General features: G+C 38.6%; 17 protein-coding genes and 1 tRNA gene. 4 read left to right on the forward strand and 14 right to left on the reverse strand.

What is annotated here, in order from left to right; genetic code table 11:
* Positions 1 to 2 precede the first annotated feature (2 nt).
* From AC04Q1_RS08255 to AC04Q1_RS08290, 8 genes are all read right to left on the reverse strand, one after another.
* Positions 3 to 578, reverse strand: a complete 576-nt coding sequence (locus tag AC04Q1_RS08255; RefSeq protein WP_478363586.1) for a BfmA/BtgA family mobilization protein — start codon at positions 576 to 578, stop codon at positions 3 to 5.
* Between the two features lie 692 nt (positions 579 to 1,270).
* Complete coding sequence (locus tag AC04Q1_RS08260) at positions 1,271 to 1,585, reverse strand: helix-turn-helix domain-containing protein (RefSeq protein ID WP_478363588.1); 315 nt, start codon at positions 1,583 to 1,585, stop codon at positions 1,271 to 1,273.
* 147 nt (positions 1,586 to 1,732) lie between these two features.
* Positions 1,733 to 2,491, reverse strand: a complete 759-nt coding sequence (locus tag AC04Q1_RS08265) for a hypothetical protein (RefSeq protein ID WP_478363590.1) — start codon at positions 2,489 to 2,491, stop codon at positions 1,733 to 1,735.
* Between the two features lie 282 nt (positions 2,492 to 2,773).
* Positions 2,774 to 4,525, reverse strand: a complete 1,752-nt coding sequence (locus tag AC04Q1_RS08270; protein WP_478363591.1) for a UvrD-helicase domain-containing protein — start codon at positions 4,523 to 4,525, stop codon at positions 2,774 to 2,776.
* Positions 4,525 to 6,657, reverse strand: a complete 2,133-nt coding sequence (locus AC04Q1_RS08275) for an ATP-dependent nuclease (RefSeq protein ID WP_478363593.1) — start codon at positions 6,655 to 6,657, stop codon at positions 4,525 to 4,527. Before AC04Q1_RS08275 ends, AC04Q1_RS08270 begins: the two co-directional genes overlap by 1 nt.
* A 195-nt stretch (positions 6,658 to 6,852) precedes the next feature.
* A complete protein-coding gene (locus tag AC04Q1_RS08280; protein WP_478363595.1) occupies positions 6,853 to 7,497 on the reverse strand; it encodes a hypothetical protein in 645 nt (214 codons plus the stop codon).
* A 7-nt stretch (positions 7,498 to 7,504) separates the two neighbouring features.
* Positions 7,505 to 8,149, reverse strand: a complete 645-nt coding sequence (locus AC04Q1_RS08285; RefSeq protein ID WP_478363597.1) for a hypothetical protein — start codon at positions 8,147 to 8,149, stop codon at positions 7,505 to 7,507.
* Between the two features lie 328 nt (positions 8,150 to 8,477).
* Complete coding sequence (locus tag AC04Q1_RS08290) at positions 8,478 to 9,089, reverse strand: GIN domain-containing protein (protein WP_478363599.1); 612 nt, start codon at positions 9,087 to 9,089, stop codon at positions 8,478 to 8,480.
* Between the two features lie 655 nt (positions 9,090 to 9,744).
* On the opposite strand from AC04Q1_RS08290, the gene AC04Q1_RS08295 reads away from it, so the two are divergent.
* Positions 9,745 to 10,311, forward strand: a complete 567-nt coding sequence (locus AC04Q1_RS08295) for a hypothetical protein (RefSeq protein ID WP_478363601.1) — start codon at positions 9,745 to 9,747, stop codon at positions 10,309 to 10,311.
* A 127-nt stretch (positions 10,312 to 10,438) separates the two neighbouring features.
* On the opposite strand, the gene AC04Q1_RS08300 is transcribed toward AC04Q1_RS08295, so the two are convergent.
* The 5 genes from AC04Q1_RS08300 to AC04Q1_RS08320 form a co-directional block, all read right to left on the reverse strand.
* The gene (locus AC04Q1_RS08300; RefSeq protein WP_478363603.1) at positions 10,439 to 11,203 is read right to left on the reverse strand and encodes a metallophosphoesterase; all 765 of its coding nucleotides are present in this window, start codon (positions 11,201 to 11,203) and stop codon (positions 10,439 to 10,441) included.
* Positions 11,204 to 11,538: 335 nt separating this feature from the next.
* Complete coding sequence (locus AC04Q1_RS08305) at positions 11,539 to 12,540, reverse strand: nucleotidyl transferase AbiEii/AbiGii toxin family protein (RefSeq protein WP_478363605.1); 1,002 nt, start codon at positions 12,538 to 12,540, stop codon at positions 11,539 to 11,541.
* Entirely contained in the window at positions 12,524 to 13,147 is a 624-nt protein-coding gene (locus tag AC04Q1_RS08310) for a DUF6088 family protein (protein ID WP_478363607.1), read from the reverse strand. Before AC04Q1_RS08310 ends, AC04Q1_RS08305 begins: the two co-directional genes overlap by 17 nt.
* A gap of 813 nt (positions 13,148 to 13,960) precedes the next feature.
* A complete protein-coding gene (locus AC04Q1_RS08315) occupies positions 13,961 to 15,232 on the reverse strand; it encodes a site-specific integrase (protein ID WP_478363609.1) in 1,272 nt (423 codons plus the stop codon).
* 312 nt (positions 15,233 to 15,544) lie between these two features.
* A tRNA-Arg gene (locus tag AC04Q1_RS08320) sits at positions 15,545 to 15,616 on the reverse strand.
* A gap of 235 nt (positions 15,617 to 15,851) precedes the next feature.
* Between AC04Q1_RS08320 and AC04Q1_RS08325 the strand changes: the two genes are divergently transcribed.
* Positions 15,852 to 16,574: an SDR family oxidoreductase gene (locus AC04Q1_RS08325; protein ID WP_478363610.1), complete on the forward strand. Its 723-nt coding sequence runs from the start codon at positions 15,852 to 15,854 to the stop codon at positions 16,572 to 16,574.
* A gap of 90 nt (positions 16,575 to 16,664) precedes the next feature.
* Here the strand turns inward: AC04Q1_RS08325 and metG are convergent, their stop codons facing one another.
* Positions 16,665 to 18,776, reverse strand: coding sequence for a methionine--tRNA ligase (metG, locus tag AC04Q1_RS08330; protein WP_478363612.1), 2,112 nt, complete (start codon positions 18,774 to 18,776; stop codon positions 16,665 to 16,667).
* 40 nt (positions 18,777 to 18,816) lie between these two features.
* On the opposite strand from metG, the gene AC04Q1_RS08335 reads away from it, so the two are divergent.
* The gene (locus AC04Q1_RS08335; RefSeq protein ID WP_478363613.1) at positions 18,817 to 19,716 is read left to right on the forward strand and encodes a S66 peptidase family protein; all 900 of its coding nucleotides are present in this window, start codon (positions 18,817 to 18,819) and stop codon (positions 19,714 to 19,716) included.
* A gap of 1 nt (position 19,717) precedes the next feature.
* The gene (locus tag AC04Q1_RS08340) at positions 19,718 to 20,125 is read left to right on the forward strand and encodes a DoxX family protein (RefSeq protein WP_478363614.1); all 408 of its coding nucleotides are present in this window, start codon (positions 19,718 to 19,720) and stop codon (positions 20,123 to 20,125) included.
* The last annotated feature ends 68 nt before the right edge of the window (positions 20,126 to 20,193 follow it).

Raw genomic sequence — 20,193 nt, forward strand, 5'->3', positions numbered from 1 at the left:
GGCTATAAAAGATCAATCTGGTTTTTGGTTATCCTGATCAGTTCTTCTTTCTCCTTGGCTGAAGTCATCATGCTAAATGCATCCCTGCTTTTGATGTAAGTGCCGAGTATGTACAGGAACTGTTTTTTAAGCTGCTCCCTCGTCGATAGCTTCATTAGGATGCTTTTGAGCACTTCATCAGTATTGAAAAGTTTGCTACTGTAATTTTTGCCGGCTGATAAAAGTTCATTTTGGCCACTGGCTAGCGTATCGCTCCTTTTCTCCAACTCTCGAAGAAGATTATTGATGTCCTGCTGGTTCCCCGTCATCCGATCCACCTCTCTTTTGATCGGAATAAGCAGGTCATTTTCCTGGGTCCTGATAAAACCGATGTAATCCTTGTGCTGTTTGAGCAGTGTATTCTTTAACAGCTCATCATTGATATCAAGTGGATCTTTCTTAATGCGAAAGAAGTAATCCACCATCTGCGCAAAAACCAACCGGTTCGGGCGGCCAAGTTTTTGAGCGATCTTATCCATTTTGACCGCGGTCTGCGTATTATATTTTATGGTTCTTAAAGTTTCCATTCTCAGTTTCATTGTTCATTAATTAACTTGTTATATACACTACAGTATATATTGCCTTATAGATATACAGCTATATGACTATGCATATAGCTGTATATCCCGAACCCTGCAAAGGGTTCCTTTTTCTTTAATCCAACCGCCACCAGCGGCCTAGAGAACCCCTGGAGGGTTCTCCAAACAGCCTTTACGCTAGCGTAAAGGCCAGATGGTGAGGCTCTGCCCAACCACCGCTTGCTCCTTTTCTGAAAATGAAAAAGGACCTTTTGCATGTTGCTTTAACCCCTCAGAGTTTTTTAGTGGGAGACCGATCCCAACAGATCTCCCATAAGAATTATAAAAAAAAACTATTTTGAAATGCTCAATTATTATGTTGCACTCACAACATCCATGGTCGTCCTTAAGATAAATTGCAGCTCAACACAGTTTCATCTTCAAGGTTCCAGGATACCCGGCTTCCGAGGAATGGATTATAAGAGAGGCTGTAAAAGATGTACCCAAAAACCCTAAGTTCACTGATGCACTTGTGATAGGTTGACGTCGAATAGATCTTAGATGAACGCATCAGCTTGCTCCGGCTGACCTGGAAAGGGTGAATCAATCCAGAATTTTCCGAAGCAAAAATCAGCGCAGCCAATAGGCTCACGTGAAACGCCGAAAGCCTTTGATCCGCCTGAATCCGGTCTTTAAGATAATCAAGGTTTTTATCAATGCTCCCCATGTGCCTCCTCTCGAAATAATCTTTTGACAACCGCATTCTCTGGCGTACCGTTACCCAGGATCCGCCTGACATCCTCGCGGCTAAAGTACACGATACGGCCAATCTTGGTAAAAGGCAGTTTGCCGCTCACCCGTAAGTGCAGCAGGGTACCAGCTGAAATTTTCATCAGCTTTCTGACCTCAGAACTTTTGAGGTACTCATCGGGCGCAGCCGTTTGGAGTGGAACAATTTTTTTGATCTCTTCGATCAGATCGCTTTTTAGTTCAAGCAGATCAATTTTGGTTACCAGGTCTAAATTCATGTCTCTTAAAAATTTAATGATCAATGCTCTCCAGCTAGCCATAACAAAAAGCTATCTATATGGAGATTTCACATCAAAAGTAGGGGCAGAAACATGCAATCAGATGCCCAATGGAGGTGTTTGGGCATAGCTGCGCTTTAAAATCGGCTAATATCGGTTAACAGGTTTAACCGGAACAATATCAAAAGCCCTATCCTTATCGGATATGAAAATATATTTAGAAGAGCCTTCAGAAGAAAAATAATTCTGAGCGGTTGCCAGCGGTATCGGCTTGTCTCCATGAACAAAATTTTTGGCAACCATTTTATACCACGGACTATGGCCCTGAGTGCTCACCAGCCTTTTCTCATTTGGAAGCATGAGTTTTTGGAACTGGCGCATGAGATCCATAAATGCAGCTAAATTTCCACTGTTGATTACTATCTTTTCACTCGCCTCATACTGCAGGATTTCATCGAGCTGAGCCTGTAAATCTGCCAGATTTCTTTTAAGCTGCGCAATTTCTGCATCTTTTTGATTTAGTATTTTTTCTGTAGAGGTATTTACATTCCACTCATCAATGGTAATTAAAAACTGTTGGAATGCTTCTAATTTATCTAGGTTAGCAGAGTGAATTTCATATTCAGGTTTGAATGGGTTTTTCCCCGAATAAAAAGTGATTCTTCTTTGAATGCTTCGGTTTACCTTACGGAAAAATCCTTCACGCCCATCTGGATTACGAGCCAGATAGTGGTTTAAATGAAAGTCGTAAAATGCTTTAAATTCACCTTCAGGTAGACCATAAAGTTTCAGCGCAAAAAAATTATCCTCTAATTTTCTATTGGAGAATATTGGATTACCAATTTCATAAGGATGTGGAGAGAAGTCAAATCTCCCCCTAAATTTAAAAAAACATTCGGTCATCATAAATTAAGGATGTATAGATTTCCACCAGTATTCTGATAAAGAGTAATTATCAATTATTTCAATATACAATTATTGAAGGTAATAACCAATATCCTTAAATTAACCAGCTATATTATCAGATAGTCTTTCACTTGCTATTATTCTGTCAATTACCTAAATCATGTTCAGTCACCTTTAATCTCCATACATTGAAAGGCTTGAGTATTTAATTGAGACATGCACTGCATGAGCAAAAACAAGCTATTAGTAAAAAACAGCATATATACATGAATAATTACGTTTTTACCAGTTCTTATTATCATAGTTGAAATTAACAGCATCAAGTTGTGGCGTGGTCTCCCTATTATTCCAATGGCCTTGTTCTGAAAATAAGTGCAGATGGCGCTTTGCTCGAGAGCATATCACATATAATAGTTTATTCCCAGCCAAATCCTGATCGATCTCACCTGCATTAGGAATAAAACCATCCAACAGGCCAAAGCAAATCACGGTATGAAACTCTTCACCTTTAATACCATGACAGGTATTAACGACAACCCCTTGGTTGTGCCTAAACATCCTCTTAAATCCTTTCACATCTGAAGCAGTCTGAAAATCCTTTTCAGTCAGTTTTTTACGAATACCATCGAAAAATGAGTTCCAATGCAGTTTAAGCAGTGGGTAATGCTCTATATTAATGTTTAAAAGTATCATAAACTGTGTAAAGCAATCCTGTAGATATTCAAGCCCTTGCTCTTCTGTTGAAGAAATCGAATTGAATGTGCGCAGAAATCTTTTTGACCTATGCTCAATATCTGCCATAAGTTGTAAGCCAATTATGTCAAGTTCTGATAGTAATTCAGTAGCCCATCGACTGCGCACAAAATACATGTTAGGAGCTGGATCAACCAAAAAAAGTCTTGCAAATTTAAACCAGATATTCTCCCTGTTCCTGGTCAACGGGGAAAGACCAACCGCGTCAAACTCAATATCTGGCAAAAGTGCTTTTAACTTTCTCCCCATCGGAATAATCATCCACCACTGAGGTCCTAGTACACAGATTTCCCGCTCAGGAACTCCGTTATCGATGTTTATTTGGATGATTTCCGCTATGCGTTCCGCAAGGTCATCCCTCAAAACTGTATCCTCAAAGCTTATCACCCCCTGCAAATCCTGATAATCGCACTTAGATTTAATATCAATATTTGCACTTTGAAAATTACGATAATAGTCTATCGATCGTTGTGTGCTACGGTAATTCCCGGAAAGCTTAAGCTCCTGGATTGCTAATCCGTTGAAAATGAATTTAATATCTTCAATGGATTTTGCCACACCGCCCAGAGATCCATAAATAGCTTGGTCCGAATCACCAACGAAGAAAATTGTTGTCCTGGAGGGATCAACGTTGATAATCTTGGAAAGGATGCGGTATTGAAGCTCCTGTGTATCCTGATATTCATCCACACAGATCAATTGAAAGAGGGCGTTAAGGGTAGCAGCTATTCTTGGAAATTTAGACAAAAGCTTGTACGAGAGAAAAAGCATCTGATCAAAATCGATCATTTTTTTTTCAGCTAGTCTTTTGCGGTATTCCTCAATCACATGATGTAGCGTAAGATCAGGCTCGAAAAGGGAACCATCTGGGCTTATCCTAGTTGATAGCCGCTGATTCCTTCTGTACCCAAGTTCAAATTTTACCTCTGAAAGCATCTCCTCCATCATGAATTCATCTGCAATTACAAACCCATCCCGTAATTGCTCAAGGTAACTACAATAAGGGTAAAGAATCCATTCCAGACAAAAAGCATGGATAGTACCTGCCCAAAGTCTACCTGAATCCATGTCCAACCGGTCTACACGCCGTTTGATCTCATCGGACGCCCTATTTGTAAAAGTCAGTGCTGCAACAATTTTTTTGTGACGGAGGCGTTCAAGTTCGTAAGCAACCCTATATGTTAAAACCCTCGTCTTTCCACTTCCTGGACATGCTGTTAACAAAACATGCCCGGATGCAGTGACTGCGTTTTGTTGCTCTATATTGAGTCCCTTAAACATTATTTTAGGATAGCTTTAATAAGAGTGGTTAACTGATCATCAGGAAGTTTTTCTATATAATAATTTATAGCCTCTGCTGGATTCGTAATTCCGCTGACATCAAGCAGAAGCTGATTGTAATCTATGGTACTGCCTGAATAATCCTCTAGATTTAATTTTCCTAATCGGTATCTCATCATCTGCAGAATAATACTTGAAGATATGTTTTTAGCAGAAAAGGCTATTGCATTAATGATATAAGGTGGAACGTAGGTAAGGTGTGTGATCTCATCAGAAACCATAATAGCAAACCAGCCCTTGCCAAATTTATCCGCAAGCCGAAGTATCTCTGCGCCGGAAACGGCGATTTCAGTACTGGTCAGTTTCTCGACTATCTTTTTAATGGTCGCTTCCTGTTTGAATTTTTTCTTAACAATTAAGGTAACTTCAGGTGCATTACCAACTTTTAGAAAGTCCACCTCAAATGTGTAATCTGCGTAAAATGGCTTTACCCATTGATTGTCCTTACAAAATTCATCCAGCTTTATTTTTCGTGCAGCTCCAGAATCTTCTGAATTTCGGCAGTCTTTTTCTATTTTGGAATCTTCATCTGGATCGTCTGGCAAATCTAGGATAGATTCATCTAGATCAGTTAGGATGCTGCATTTTTTCTGAAGCCGCTCATCACTGAAGAGTATTGCGATATTTTCAAATCCAGTACTTCCAATATTGACTAAGCTGATGCCAATCTCATCAAGAGTTACTCCAAAAACTTTACTTATCAGCGTCGGAATTGTAATCTGTTCCGCATCGCCCTCAACCATTAAAACCCCTTTAGCGAACATTAGGTTTGTTCTCACTGCATCTAGGTAACGCTCAATTCCCGTAACCTCATCCTCATCCAGCCCATTGGAAGGACTGAAAACTACTGCATGCTTATTGTTTCTACTTAACACATTGAGCGAACTGATCTTACTTACCGACGAAATATGAGTAGAATGTGTAGTAATGATGATCTGGGTCTTGTGGTTATGTAGCTTCTGAAAGAGTGTCTTTTGGATATGTGTATGAATATGCGCTTCAGGCTCCTCTATTAATAAAAAATTTGCAATCTTATTTTCGGATTTAACCTTCTCATATTCTAACAACTTAAGCGAAAAGTAGATCAGGTTTGCTCCGCCTAGGCTCAATTCCCAAATCCTTCCTTTGTGATCATCTTCATCCGGATCTCCGACCCATAGTTTTAAAGATTGCAATAGCTTATCCATATCCTCGGGAAGTTCTGAGCGGATATCAATAGAGGGCGCATAGGTTTCACCGACAGCCTCCCTAATACTCTGTGAGATTCCTCCTGAAACCGTTTTGACTTCATTTAATCCAGTGATTTCAGCATTCAGAGACTTTACCTTCTTGATGATACTATCCTTATCGGTTACTTCAATATTTTTTTCCTTTCCTCTAAGCAGACTCAACAGAGGATTATCGCGGTAGGAGCGTAGATCCGCCTCAACATCGCGCAGTGCCTTGATAAATGTACATGAAAGCTCATTTGGGATCGAAAATCCACTAATTTTAATCCCATAAATATTGCTTTGTTGCAGATCAGGATCTGGAAAAACCACGTTATCAAAATCACCCACAAATTCCTTATAAGTGTTATCGTCGGAAAAATCAGCTGAACCTCGGCCCCTAAAAACTGCCTCGTAATCATCTAAGGTGACATAATCAAGAATCATTTCAAGCCCGGCCTTTGTCTTGTCCTCAGTGAGTGAATATTCAAAGATTTGTCGGCGTACGCTCTCCCTTGGCCTGAAGATCAGAGAGTAACTCCCTTTGCTAAAATCGAGTTCGTCCATCGAGCCCGCTTTATGCATAGCAATTGCCTGCGCTTCTTCCGCAGTGTCTAGTTCGTTAAAAATGACCTGGATTATAATCCAGTGTCCTCTCCATTTATTTAATGCCCTGTTGAAATCTGATTCATAGAGTTTTACATGCCTTGGTAGGTTTTCATCTATCAGAAGGCGTAGTGCCTGCAAGATGTTGGTTTTGCCGGAGCCGTTTTCACCAATGATTGTATTAACGCCTTGGCTGAAATTCAGGGACATATTCTTAAAGTTCCTGTAATTTCGAATAGAGAGCTTAGAAATATACATTTTGAGAAATTAGATGGAACTAAGATATAGAATTTCTACTGAACTATACCAAAATGAGCGTTTAGTGTAGAGTTGTTCTTGAGAAATATTTATAAGATCCCAATACAGTTCAAAAGGTGAGCTGATTCTCTCCGATATCAACGGCGTAGAAATTCTCAGTGATCCAATATTCTATGTGGACAATTTTGCCTTTTATTAGGATTGATTGATTAAATCGCCCAGTCGGTTTTTGAAATTTATCCAGATGTCATCACAATCAAAGTCAGATTTAATCAGTTGATCCCTGTAATCTGTAAGAACCGCCGTTAGACGGTTTGCGAATTTGGTTGCATTTAGGGTTTTAGTAACTGGGTCGAAATAGGGTGTATTTACCTCTCTCGTAATCGTCCACCCATTTTTGATCTCTGCATTATGTAGGATTCCGCATCGTACATTTTCATAAAAGTCATTTGGCAAGCCTCCATCTTTCCGATCCGCAATGGTACCGTCTGGATTAAGGCCACCTTCAGATAATTCAGAAAAACTGCTTTGGGTAGTAAAAAAATGCCCAAATGTTTTGCCGCTCAGCATATGGGTTCTTCTAAATCTTTTATCAGTAAAAGATGCATAGGTCTCTATCAGAAGGCAGCAGGCTGACATGATCGAAAAACCATTTTTATAACTTCTTACATATTCTTTGTCTGGAAAGCTGAAAGGTTTTAAATACCGGCCATAAAGCCTGTCGTAGATAAAATATGCAAGTTGAACCTTATCCTTTTTGACCAAATGATTCATGCAGTCCTTGACGGTAATATTTTTACCATTGGACGTGGTTGCCAGAATAAGATTATCGTTTGCCATGTTTATACTAACTATTCATTCTTTCAAATAATTCCTCTATTTCATCCCTTAGCAGCTCGATATTTTCGGTAGCTTTCGTAATATTCTGCTTTGCTTTCAGGCGGTCTATTTTTCCATTAATAACCTCCAGTTCTCTTTCACTATATGAATACATCATGTTCCAATCTCCCAGACTATCCTCCTCAACATAATCAAGGTGTTTTTTCTCACCGATTAGTATTTCCGTCATTTGCTGAAAGTCTCCTATCATTGCAGAAATTGTCCCTTTCAGTTTTTTTGGAAGTACTATTTTACTGTAGGCGAGTTGGTTAATACATTCATGATGCGCGTGTATCCAGTTGTTGATTCTGTTTTTAAAACCCTTGTGATCATTAGTATCATATTCACTGTTCAACAGGCTTTTGTTTGCCACACCAAACAAAACAAGTTTCTGGTAAGCTACCCTGAGCGCCTCGATCTGTAATTCATGATATCTAGTAAATTTGATTTCAGTTTTCTTCAGCATCGCCTTAAATTTCTCCATTCTGATGGCTACCAATATGACTAGAAGACTTTGAAAACCAATAGAACATAACAATAACAGATTTTGATACCGTTTGTAATCGCCAAGATAATCCTCTAAGGCCTGTTTGATAAGTTGCTGGATATCCATGGTGTAATTTAAATTATTTTAAATAATGCGAAAGAAAATTTTAAATTTTTCTGTCAGTCACAAGTTACTCCCCATTCTCGAGGTAGTTTTTCTGGATGATAACAGATTATCAAAAGCAAGCTAAGATTCTTCTGGTGAAGTTCAGCCTATTCGCTAAGATTTTATAATGAAAATATCACTTCCTCTTTTGAATGCCAACAGCTATGTGTTTTAATTAGTGAAAATATATAACAGGTTCGAATCTTGTCCGTAAAATAAATTATTTTGCTCGGCAATAACAAAAAAAGCTGTCCATTTGGGCAGCTCTATTCATCTGAAAAAAAAGTTTCTATTTTGCTAAAACCATTGCATTTTGCTCCGCTTCCATAAGCGCTTCAGAAGCATAGGATTCTGATTTAAGACTGGCAAAGTCAGCTAATTTTACATTTTTCATATTGCTAGCGATCATTGTACTTTGATCAGCAGTACCATTTAATTTTAATACCGCATCATCCTTAACGATAGTATATAAACTTTCCGCTGTAGTTTTAATCTTTGCTGTAGCACTTTGTCCTAAAAATAACTGAAGGTATTTTACATCGAAATTATTGCTGGTCACCACGACAGATTGACCATAAGCTTCAATTCTTTCCAAATCTTTTACGGTAATATTAAGTGTTACCTGACTTGTTTCCAATGAATTGATAAATAAGGTTTTTCCATCAGTTGATACTGAGGTTTTTGCAGCGTCATAGTTGCTAGTGCCCTCTACATTTTGCTTGTCACCTTGTGTTAAGACGATTTTCACATTCCCGCTCACCCAGATCCTGTTGAATTTTGATAATGAAGCAGTTTTTGTTTCTGCTTTAACTGGCTCAGCGGCAAAAGTTGCCACCGTTGATGAAGTTAATACTACTGCTGTTAATGCTGCTGCGAATATTGTTTTTGCTAAAGTTTTCATATCGTTTATATTTTAGTTTTTTGCTATTGTTTGTTATTGAGACGCAGCTGTCCATCAAACGTTTCAGGCAAAAATCCCGTAATATACCAGCGTAGGGAACCACTAGACCAACGCCTGTAATTTCTAGACGAACAGTTGCGAATTCTATAGCCAGATTTGCATAAATTTATCTATTGTGGCAATACGTATGTTTTTTGAATAAGTCCTATATCTAATGATTTGATGGCTACCATATCATCGGCGTATAGTTCGAAGTCAAATAGGTTAAAATTTCCTTAATCTTTTGTGTACTGATTTTTGAATAGCACCGACCTCTCTTTGAATGAACCATCGCAAGACTACTTGGGCAATGCCCTTATTATATTTACCTGACAGTTCTTTTAAAAGTTCATGGATAAAAAGAGCGGCTCAAACACAAATTGTGCATAAAAACAGATTTATCAATGGCGCTTCCATGACGAACTTAAACTGGAAATATAGAGATGTAAAATTTTTCAACTTGAATATGTGCTTATATTTAGATGCATGTAAAAAGATAGTAGAAGCAAAAGCTCTTTTCAATTTGATTTTTTTAGAGCTGATTATTGAATGAATTTCGTCAAAAATCATGCAAATACTTTAATAATCCATATATTTTTACCCGAAAGGATTTGTTATGCCAAAATTAGAGGAATTAAAGAGTCATCTTAAAAAAGGGGTGATATACAAAAGGGATGAACTGCAAAAGTGGTCAAAATCAATAGACAGGCATCTTTCGGAACTTACAGGTGAGGGGACTTTGAAAAGAGTTGGCCCTGGGCTATATCACTTTCCGAAGAAAAATGCATTTGGTTTTGAGCCACCGGCGGATGATATGCTCATCAAGAAATTCTTGGACAATACCAACTTTCTGATTACTTCTTTCAATTATTTTAATGCGTTGGGCCTGGGGACGACACAGTTGTATAACAAACAGATTGTTTACAACCACCTGCGCAGCGGAGATATTAAATTGGATAACAAATTGTTCACCTTTAAAAAAAAGTCTTCTTTTCCAACCGAGCCTACCAAGGAATTTTTGGTGATTGACCTAATCAATAATTTGGAATCACTTGCTGAGGATCAGCCAAAAGTACTTGAAAAGGCATTGGAAACAGCAAGGAGTTTGGATCAGCAGTCTTTAGGAGATGCTGCTGAAAAATATGGAAACCCAAAAACAAGAAAGTTATTAGCTACGAACTAAGTAATTACGTAAGTTATATGAATAGTAAGTTTCTTCACCAGCGAAAGGATATCAAAAACTTGATAAATTCTTATTATTATTAAGCCTCTAATATTTCAGAGTAGTGATACGATAGCCGCATTCTAAACTAAATATTAATGATCAAATCTTTTTCATAGCCATTATACTCCTCATTCAAATAGCCATGTGGATTACAGATAATTTCAGTGTTACCAATAGTATACCTGGTAGGCGTGTGGATATGGCCATGAATCCAATACAAGGGCTGATGCTCCAAAATCACATCTTCAAGGTTTGAAGCATAGGCAGATGACAAGATATCATCTCTATAAAGCTCGGGTATTGATTGCAGGCTAGGTGCATGATGGGTAATTACCACATTCTTATAACCGCGTGACTCTTTAAGACTTTTTTGTAGCCAAGATTTTGATTTCTGGTGAATCTGATAGGTATCTATTGTTCTTAACTTTGAATAAGCTGGATCTCTGCGTATCTGCACATAATCGTTCATTTTGGCTTGACAAATAATGCCAGACTCCACAGGATTTCCATATAAGGAAAAATCCGTCCACATAGTTGCACCGTGGAACCTTATGCCCTCAAACTCAACCATATTATTTTCAAGGACATTTACATTTGAGTTTTTGGATGCTTCAAGTATTTTGTTGAGTGTCTTCGGGTATGATCCCTTGTAATATTCGTGATTACCCAATAAATATATTACCGGTTTATCAGGGATGTTTCGCTTTACCCATTCTATTCCTTTTGTCCCCAGGTTTGTATCTCCAGCCAGGATAATGAGATCAGCATTGCTAAAATCCAAATCTGAGATCCCAAATTCTTGATGTAAGTCGCTAATTATCTTTATTTTCATTTCTTTAGTTGATAACATTCGAATATATTATGGCTTTTCAGACAGAAATTGTTCCTAACGTTTTTACAAAAAAGGATGACTGCATTCGATGTATGATGATTATTATTTCAAACTTAATCAACATAAATGATTGAAATAACAATCATTTAGCTAATCACTGTTTATCTAAAAAATCAATTGGCTTATAAGTAATTAGGTATAATCGGTGCACTGACACGCAAATTCGGTTTACCGAAACGGAGAATTGCGGCGATCATCGCCGAAAACTCCCATTTTCGTAAACCAAAATCCAGCTGGTATGAATAAACCTTAAAACAAAAAAGCAGGCAATTTATCCTCTTGAAATAAAGAAGTTATTTTACATCTCGGAACCTTTTGGTCAGTTCCTCCATACGTCCGACCAACTTTTTAAACGTTTTCGAGTCACCATAGATCATACTTTCCTGCATGGCCTTATAATCATTTTCCCAAGCTCCCAGTACCTCAACCGGTGGAATAAAGTTGATATCCTGATACCCATGTTTTTCGTAACCAATTCCTCGGATCACATTGAATTTTGCCCGATGTTCCACTATTCCCTTGTATAAATCCTTATCTTCCAGCGCCTGTTTACCATGCTCAGTATCCATAATCCTATCCAGATCATATAGATGCCGCGACATTCTTTCTGTTCTTATCTTTTCTGCAGTCTTACAAAATTCCTCATGTAGGAGAAAAACCTTTTCCAAAAATGTACGCGCTGGCAGAACAGTAAGCACGCTGAACGGTTCCCCAACTATGTTAAAATCGCCCAAAGCCTGCGAAATAATCGGGCTGATTTCTCTTTGCTCTGAAGGCTCTTTTAGCGACCTGGCACCAATCTCGATCAGTACAGCCTCTTTTAAATACCCGCCTTTTTCTAGTACAGACTCGTAATAGAGCTCCAGTACCTGAGGATCCCGGTCAGATTCTGTCGTTTCAGCCACTTTTAAAGAAAACAGATCTGCAGGGATGCCCAAATCGAGCAACTCCTTTTCCAACCCGTCCCTAAATTCCCCTGAAATAAAGGCACAGGAAGCCTTGCGCAATTCTTTAATCTTGGAGTTACTCAGCTCTTCCCCAAAACCCAGTACCGACCGGTCAATAACCAGATCGATATCTTCGGAAAAACGCTCGATCAGGTCCCAGGATTTACTTAAAGAAGTACCGCCTTTGAACACCAAATGATCCGACCAGGGAGTCCGGAATATCGCATACAACGCCAAAGTTACCCACCAATCCTTTTCTATCGCATAAGCGGGAAGACCAGTCTTGTTACTGGCCAGTCCCAATAATTCTTTCTGACGTTCAGCCGTTGATTTAAGCCAGTTTATCATTTCCTATCGATTTAGAGAGTTCATTCAATATCACCGCAATCCATGCCGGTGCTAATTTAGCATCATGTTCAATGTTCCTGTTATCTTCATCCTTCAGTACCAACTTCAAACGGTCTAGCACCTGGCTATCCACATTCTTCTGACCCAGTTCTGAAAGCGCCTGTATCACCAGCGTACTAATCTTTCCTTTAGTAGCCAGCTTCTTTGCCGTTGTAGGCTTAAAAGTAATCCGCTGCTTTCCGATCTTGATTTTCCTGGGCGCACCATCTGTCAGATAAGTAACATTCATCGGCACCTGCGTAGTCAACCTCAGTTTATGTAAAGCAGCAGATCCTGTAGGAATAATCCTCGCATGATCACGCCTAGCAATACTTTCCGCTATCTCCTCAGTAGAAGGGTAGAGGCTACCAAAAACAGGATCAATCTTCGGATACAAATAAATTCCATGCGCAAGCCGTTCCAATACATGGTCCCTTTCGAGCCTGTACAGGCTGCTCCTGATCGCATCAGCACTACCAATATCCGAAAAGTCGGTTGGGAAAAACAGCTTTCCGCGTTTATTCTTTATTATCTTGTTAACTATCTGATTATGTGCTGAATATTTCATGTTAAAATGAATTATTTTGCCACAAATTTATGAAATATTTGTGACACTTTATACTAGCTTTTTTTGGCTCATAAGAAGAATGATTGACGTATAGGAATAAGTCATGGCCCATCAAAGATGGGCCATGACTATACAGCAAGTGCCTTTTATACTGTTTACTGAATGGCAACAAAGTTGCCATTCGGTAAACAGTAAGCGAATAAAGGGCATAGAGATCCCTTTAAAAAGGCTTATTTTTTAAAATTTTTGGATTTTCTTCGAAGATTATCAAAGATAAAAACAAAATATAAATAATCAAAAAACTTGTTTATAATCAGTCACTTAAGTCTACTTAATACTCGCACTTCCTAAATCTGTTGGAAATTTGATTGGGCGCGTTTTTTCCCTTAAGTTGCCTTGCTACCATAATACCTCAAAACACTATAATTATAAAAACTCACAGTTGCCATAAAAATGTTCCCTAAAAAGATTACACCATGAACTATATTTTACTCAAAAAAAAGAATCTAAATTAACATTGCTTCAATATTCAAAGCCTATAACAGCTACATAGCTAACAATCTAGCTAAAAAGCTTCATAACCTTCACATCACCAATCATCTCCTCTTTATCCTTCTAGAAGTTTCTCCTGTAATGCAGACATCTTAATACCAGTTTAAAAAAACATAAAAAGTAATACTATTAGTATAATAACTATTTATTTTTTAAACCCTTGTGTGAAAATTATCTGACTAGTGTTGATACAAATACTGGCAATTAGATTAAGATTGACAAGACAAATTACAACCGATTTCCGTTTACATTGAAAGCAATTTATCTAAATAGCTTCATAACTTTCATATCACCAGTATCTTCTTCTTCCTTATCTCGGTCTAAAAGTTTCTCCTGTAATGCAGACATCTCAGTACTAACTTTAGTATCGATAACCTTCGCATAATGCTGTGTTGTTTTCAAGCTATTATGACCAAGCATTTGGGATACGGTCTCAATCGGAACACCATTTGAAAGTGTAATAGTGGTTGCAAAAGTATGCCTCGCGAGATGATAAGTAAGCACTTTAGTGATGTTACAAAGATCGGCGATTTCTTTCAGGTAACCATTTGTGCGTTGATTAGTGAGCACCGGCAACGCGACTTTTCTCCATCTGCATATCCTGTGATTCTTATACCTGTCAAGAATTACTTTCGCCTCATCCAACAAGGGGATATGACAGGGTGTTTCCGTTTTCTGCCGTTTGATGAATATCCATAAATTACCGTCATCACCCTTTGTAATCTGATCCGGGCGAAGCTGCTTCACATCTATATAGGAAAGGCCGGTGTAGCAACTGAAAATAAAAATGTCACGAACGATGTTTAATCGCTCGAGTGGAAATTCCCTGCCTCTGATCCTATCCAACTCTTCCATATTTAAAAAAGTCCTTGCCTTAGCTTTAGCAGTATTGCGATAATTTAAAAATGGATTACCAACAATCCACCCGGCACCCAGGCAATACAGCATGATTTTTTTTAGGTGAACAATATATTTCCGGGCAGACATTGCATTATTTCCTCGATCTATCCTAAGAAATAGCTCATAATCGGTGATAAATTTAAAATCTACCTTTTTGACGTTAATGTCCTGAACCTCATATTTGAGCTGAAGAAATTGTTTAACATGTCTGATGGAACTTTGATAGGTTTGAAACGTAGCATAACTGTATCCTTTACCAATTAGTTTTTCCATATTGTCATTGTGCTTCTGGTAAACTTTCAGCAGGCTATGGTTAGACGTATTCTTTCCGGTAAGATGATCCCTTAAAACTACCGCTGTCACCTCATCTTCCTTTTCAACAAGAGTGGTATGAAACCGTCGAACTTTTGAGGCCAGCGTATCCAGATAATCATTAAGTTCCCGGATCTCCTCACGCAGGCCAGTGCCTTTCCCTTTAAGCGCAGACCAGAAGCTGGGAACAATTTCCCTGCCGACAGAATATTCCGAATGTTTTCCTTTCACGGTAATCCGTAAATAGATGGGCATCATCTCGCCCTTGATAAAATTTTTTGGTCTTTTCAGATAGAATAAAAGATGAAAATTGTAACTCATAATGATACATTTAAAATTAAACAAATGTACATTTGAGCCAGTGAGTCATCAAGATGTTCGCCAGTCGAACGAGCTGTAAATCAATATCTTACAAAATAATCCAGCACCCGAACATTTCGGAATAATTCTGGTTTTGATATTTCAATCAATTTACTGATCTACAGTGTTTTACAAAAATTAGTCAGTTTTCGACTCACTAAAATTAACCATTCAGAATGGTCGAAAACGAGTCTTAATGTGTTATAAAAACCAAAACAAAGCCTTGAAAATCAACGATTTGTGCGGCAATGTTCTGGTTTGAATCTAAGGAAGTGGTCCCGACGAGAATCGAACTCATATCTAAAGTTTAGGAAACTTCTATTCTATCCGTTGAACTACGGGACCATTTTATTTTGTTGCGCAAATATAACAAAAGTTTTGTCGCAAGAGAATTCATTTTAATAAGCTTTTATAGATAGAAAAATGACCATCAAACCGCACTAAAACTTTTATTATGGTTTTGAAAAAAGCCTTTTTTCTAGGTAGTGCCTGCTAAAAAGGTTATTTAAAAAACTGTACTACTCACCATAATAAATCTTTTGAATAGCTTCATCTTTGTCTTAACAAATTGATTAAGAACATGAAATTAGCAAATAACAAAATACTCATCACTGGTGGAGCAAGCGGTATCGGCTTCGGATTAGCAGAAAGATTTATCAAAGAAAACAATACGGTAATTATCTGTGGCAGGCGAGAATCGGCCTTAAAAGAAGCTGCAGAAAAATTACCCTCTGTAATTACCAAAGTATGCGACTTGGCTGTTGAAGCCGATCGGGTTGAATTATACAATTGGATTGCCGAAAATCACAGCGATTTAAATGTGCTGGTAAATAATGCAGGCATCCAAAACTGGATAAACATTAGCGACAGCGATTTTTATGAGAAAGCAAATGCTGAAATCACCACCAATGTATTGGCTCCACTTCATTTAACGAAACTATTTACGGGATTAGATTCACTCGATACCATCATTAACGTAACCTCCGGACTGGCTTTTGTGCCCTTATCAGCGGTACCGGTTTATTGTGGCACAAAAGCATTTATGCGTTCATTTACGCTCTCTTTGCGCCATAGCCTTAAAGCTTCTCCTATAGCGGTAATTGAAATGATTCCGCCTGCTTTAAACACAGACTTAGGTGGTAAAGGTATACATGATGCACATCCTGCAGTGAGCGACTTTGTAGAATCTGTGTTTGAACAGATGAAAGAAGGAAAAACCGAGCTTACCTTTGGAACCAGTGGTGATAGGGCAAAAGCAAACAATGAAGCAATCGCTGATTATTTCAACCGGATGAACCCATAGGCATCAAAGTCATTGCACCTAAATAAATGATCTAAAAAAAGCCATTTGAATTTAGTCAAATGGCTTTTGTGTTTTTAATTAGCAGCAAGGTTATCTGATTACGCTACCTTCCTGAAATTTTTCTGCGGGCGCTACAAAAGTGAGTTTTCCTTCCGAATTTTCGGCCATTAAAATCATTCCCTGAGATACAATTCCTTTTATTTCTCTTGGTGCCAGGTTAACGATCATACTGACTTGTTTACCCACGATATCTTCTGGCTTATAATATTCAGCGATGCCTGAAACCACAGTTCTTTCATCAATACCTGTGTTTACCGTCAATTTTAGCAATTTTTTAGTCTTCTCTACCTTTTCTGCAGCAATAATTGTCGCTACGCGGATATCCATTGCGGTGAAATCATCAAACTGGATGTTCTCTTTTGCCGGAACAGCCTCTACTACATTCGCAGCAGCATTGCTTACCTTACTTTGATTGAGCTTTTCGATCTGGAAATCAATTTCCGCATCTTCTATCTTTTCGAATAAAAGAACGCCTTCGCCAATTTGATGTCCGCGTTTTAATAAGTTTACACCACCGGCATTTTCCCAATCATGTCCACCATTGATTAACATCTTCATTAACTTTTCTGCCGTGAAAGGCAAGAAAGGTTCGATCAGGATCTGAATATTGGCTGTTATCTGAAGCGCAATGTGTAATATCGTCCTCACACGGTCTTCATCTGTTTTAATCAGTTTCCACGGCTCGGTTTCGGCCAGGTATTTATTACCCAATCGGGCAACATTCATCACTTCTGATAAAGCCTCTCTAAAACGATAATTTTCAATCGAAGCAGAGATTTTCGCAGGATAACCAGCCAATTCATCAATAACAGCCTGATCTGCATCGGTAATTTCCATACAGGTAGGCACGGTACCTCCGAAGTATTTGTGGGTAAGCACCACTACCCGGTTTACAAAGTTCCCTAATATGGCGACTAATTCATTGTTATTTCTTGCCTGAAAGTCCTTCCAGGTAAAATCGTTATCCTTGGTTTCAGGAGCAGTTGCAGTTAGCACATAACGCAACACATCTTGTTTACCCTCAAATTCTCTTAAATATTCGTTCAGCCAAACGGCCCAGTTTTTAGAAGTCGATATTTTTTGTCCCTCTAAATTTAAAAATTCGTTTGCAGGCACATTATCGGCCAAAGTGTATTCGCCATGCGCCATTAACATGGCAGGAAAAATAATGCAGTGGAAAACAATGTTATCCTTACCTATAAAGTGGACCAGTTTGGTTTCGTCACTTTTCCAGTACTCTTCCCAACCACACTTATCGTTTTCATAACTGCTGATGTAATATTCTTCAGCCTTCGGGTTCCACACATCCAATTTGGCATAATTACAAAGCTCTTTGGTAGCCGAAATATATCCGATAGGGGCATCGAACCACACGTAAAGCACTTTACCTTCGGCATCCCGAAGTGGGACACGTACGCCCCAATCTAAATCCCGGGTCATCGCCCTTGGCTGTAAACCTGCATTTAACCAGCTTTGGCATTGGCCATACACATTCGGACGCCATTCTTTATGACTTTCGATATAAGTCCTTAAGCGGTCTTCATATTGATCAAGTGGCAAGAACCAGTTTTTAGTCTCCTTTAAAATCGGCTTATCTCCAGATAATGTTGATTTGGGATTGATTAAATCGGTAGCATTAAGGGTAGAGCCACAATTTTCGCACTGATCGCCATAGGCATTTTCGTTGCCGCATTTTGGGCAGGTACCGGTAATATAACGGTCGGCCAAAAATTGTTTCGCTGTGGCATCATAATATTGCTCCGTAATCTCTTCGGTAAAAACACCCTTATCATACAGGGTTTCGAAGAAATCGGCAGCCGTTTGATGATGGGTAAGCGAAGAGGTCCGGTGATAAATATCAAAAGAAACCCCAAATTCTTTGAAAGAATCGCCAATGATTTTATGGTATTTATCTACCACTTCCTGAGGAGTAATCCCTTCTCTTTTGGCTTTTAAAGTAATGGGGACACCGTTTTCGTCAGATCCGCAAATGAATTTCACATCGCGTTTATTTGATCTTAGGTAACGGGCATAAATATCTGCAGGAATGTAAACACCAGCAAGGTGCCCAATATGAACCGGTCCATTGGTATATGGAAGTGCTGCAGTTACGGTATATCTTTTTATTTTACTATTATCCAAAACAATTTTTATTAATTTGGCAAAGATAAGTGTTTTGAAGATGATTAAGCAGCCCCCGTATTTAAAAAAAGGAGATAAGATTGCCCTGGTATGTCCGGCAAAGAAATTACCCAAACCTATCGACCATGCCATTGAGCTATTAAAAAGCTGGGGACTCGAGGTTATTATTGGCGATAGCGTATATGCCAGCCACCACCAGTTTGCCGGAAACGATACATTAAGAACCAAGGATATCCAACGTTTCCTTGATGACCCATCTATAAAGGCTGTTATTTCTGGTCGGGGAGGTTATGGTACCATCCGTATAATTGATGACTTGGATTTTACAGCATTCAATAAAAATCCGAAGTGGTTTGTTGGTTTTAGTGATATTACCGTAATACTTTCGCACCTGATTGCACAATGCCGTACGCAATGCCTGCACGCACAGATGCCCTATACATTTGACGAATCTACCGGAGAGGCTTTAATCTCTTTACGAAAGGCGCTATTCGGCGAAAAACAGACTTACGAATACCAAAGTATATTCAAAAACAGGACGGGTGAATCCAATGGCATTTTAATCGGCGGCAACTTAACTTTATTAGCCATGGTGCAGGGTTCGGTTTCGGAAATGGACTTTAAAGATAAAATTCTTTTCCTTGAGGATGTTGGAGAACACGAATACAGCATCGACCGCATGTTGCGCATGTTAAAAAGGGCAGACAAACTCAGTCAATTGAAGGGATTGATTGTCGGTGCATTCAATGAAATTGAGGAAGAAAAAATTTCTTTTGGCCAAACAGCCGATCAGGTAATCTGGGATATTGTAAAAGAATACGACTATCCGGTTTGTTTTAATTTCCCAACAGGCCATATAGACAATAATTTATGTATGACTTTAGGTGCGGAGGTGAACTTAAAAGTAGAAACGAATAACGTTCAATTTAAATATTTATAAGATGGCCATTTTAGACAATTTAGGAAAATATCGAAATACCGGGCTGTTACTTTTACGTATTGGCTTAGGAATAATGTTTATTATCCATGGTTTTCCGAAGCTTGCGGGAGGGCCTGGCGGCTGGACTGGTTTAGGAGGAAGCATGAAAGTAATTGGTATAAATTTTTTACCCATATTTTGGGGATTTATGGCCGCAGCCACTGAAACCTTTGGTGGTTTCCTTTTAATTGTAGGCTTGTTCTTCCGTCCGGCCCTACTTTTATTAATTTTCACAATGGTAATAGCTGCTTTGGTACATTTTGGCAAGGGCGATGGATTAGGAGGCGCCAGTCATGCAATTGAATTGGGCATTGTATTTTTTGGATTGATTTTCATCGGCCCGGGGAAATACAGCGTGGATAAAAAGTAGACTATGTTATAATGATAAAAAAACCAAAAAGTCCCGATTTTCACCGGGACTTTTTCTTTACATAGTAA

Source organism: Pedobacter humicola, from assembly GCF_056490705.1.

What these genes read in the sequence shown, in the direction of transcription:
- AC04Q1_RS08340 (WP_478363614.1), top strand. Translation starts at nt 19,718, where the DNA reads ATGGCCATTTTAGACAATTTAGGAAAATATCGAAATACCGGGCTGTTA.
- AC04Q1_RS08285 (WP_478363597.1), bottom strand. Translation starts at nt 8,149, where the DNA reads ATGGATATCCAGCAACTTATCAAACAGGCCTTAGAGGATTATCTTGGC.
- AC04Q1_RS08305 (WP_478363605.1), bottom strand. Translation starts at nt 12,540, where the DNA reads ATGATAAACTGGCTTAAATCAACGGCTGAACGTCAGAAAGAATTATTG.
- AC04Q1_RS08300 (WP_478363603.1), bottom strand. Translation starts at nt 11,203, where the DNA reads ATGTTATCAACTAAAGAAATGAAAATAAAGATAATTAGCGACTTACAT.
- AC04Q1_RS08280 (WP_478363595.1), bottom strand. Translation starts at nt 7,497, where the DNA reads ATGGCAAACGATAATCTTATTCTGGCAACCACGTCCAATGGTAAAAAT.
- AC04Q1_RS08310 (WP_478363607.1), bottom strand. Translation starts at nt 13,147, where the DNA reads ATGAAATATTCAGCACATAATCAGATAGTTAACAAGATAATAAAGAAT.
- AC04Q1_RS08335 (WP_478363613.1), top strand. Translation starts at nt 18,817, where the DNA reads ATGATTAAGCAGCCCCCGTATTTAAAAAAAGGAGATAAGATTGCCCTG.
- AC04Q1_RS08325 (WP_478363610.1), top strand. Translation starts at nt 15,852, where the DNA reads ATGAAATTAGCAAATAACAAAATACTCATCACTGGTGGAGCAAGCGGT.
- AC04Q1_RS08265 (WP_478363590.1), bottom strand. Translation starts at nt 2,491, where the DNA reads ATGATGACCGAATGTTTTTTTAAATTTAGGGGGAGATTTGACTTCTCT.
- AC04Q1_RS08260 (WP_478363588.1), bottom strand. Translation starts at nt 1,585, where the DNA reads ATGAATTTAGACCTGGTAACCAAAATTGATCTGCTTGAACTAAAAAGC.
- AC04Q1_RS08255 (WP_478363586.1), bottom strand. Translation starts at nt 578, where the DNA reads ATGAAACTGAGAATGGAAACTTTAAGAACCATAAAATATAATACGCAG.
- AC04Q1_RS08275 (WP_478363593.1), bottom strand. Translation starts at nt 6,657, where the DNA reads ATGTATATTTCTAAGCTCTCTATTCGAAATTACAGGAACTTTAAGAAT.
- AC04Q1_RS08270 (WP_478363591.1), bottom strand. Translation starts at nt 4,525, where the DNA reads ATGTTTAAGGGACTCAATATAGAGCAACAAAACGCAGTCACTGCATCC.
- AC04Q1_RS08295 (WP_478363601.1), top strand. Translation starts at nt 9,745, where the DNA reads ATGCCAAAATTAGAGGAATTAAAGAGTCATCTTAAAAAAGGGGTGATA.
- AC04Q1_RS08315 (WP_478363609.1), bottom strand. Translation starts at nt 15,232, where the DNA reads ATGAGTTACAATTTTCATCTTTTATTCTATCTGAAAAGACCAAAAAAT.
- AC04Q1_RS08290 (WP_478363599.1), bottom strand. Translation starts at nt 9,089, where the DNA reads ATGAAAACTTTAGCAAAAACAATATTCGCAGCAGCATTAACAGCAGTA.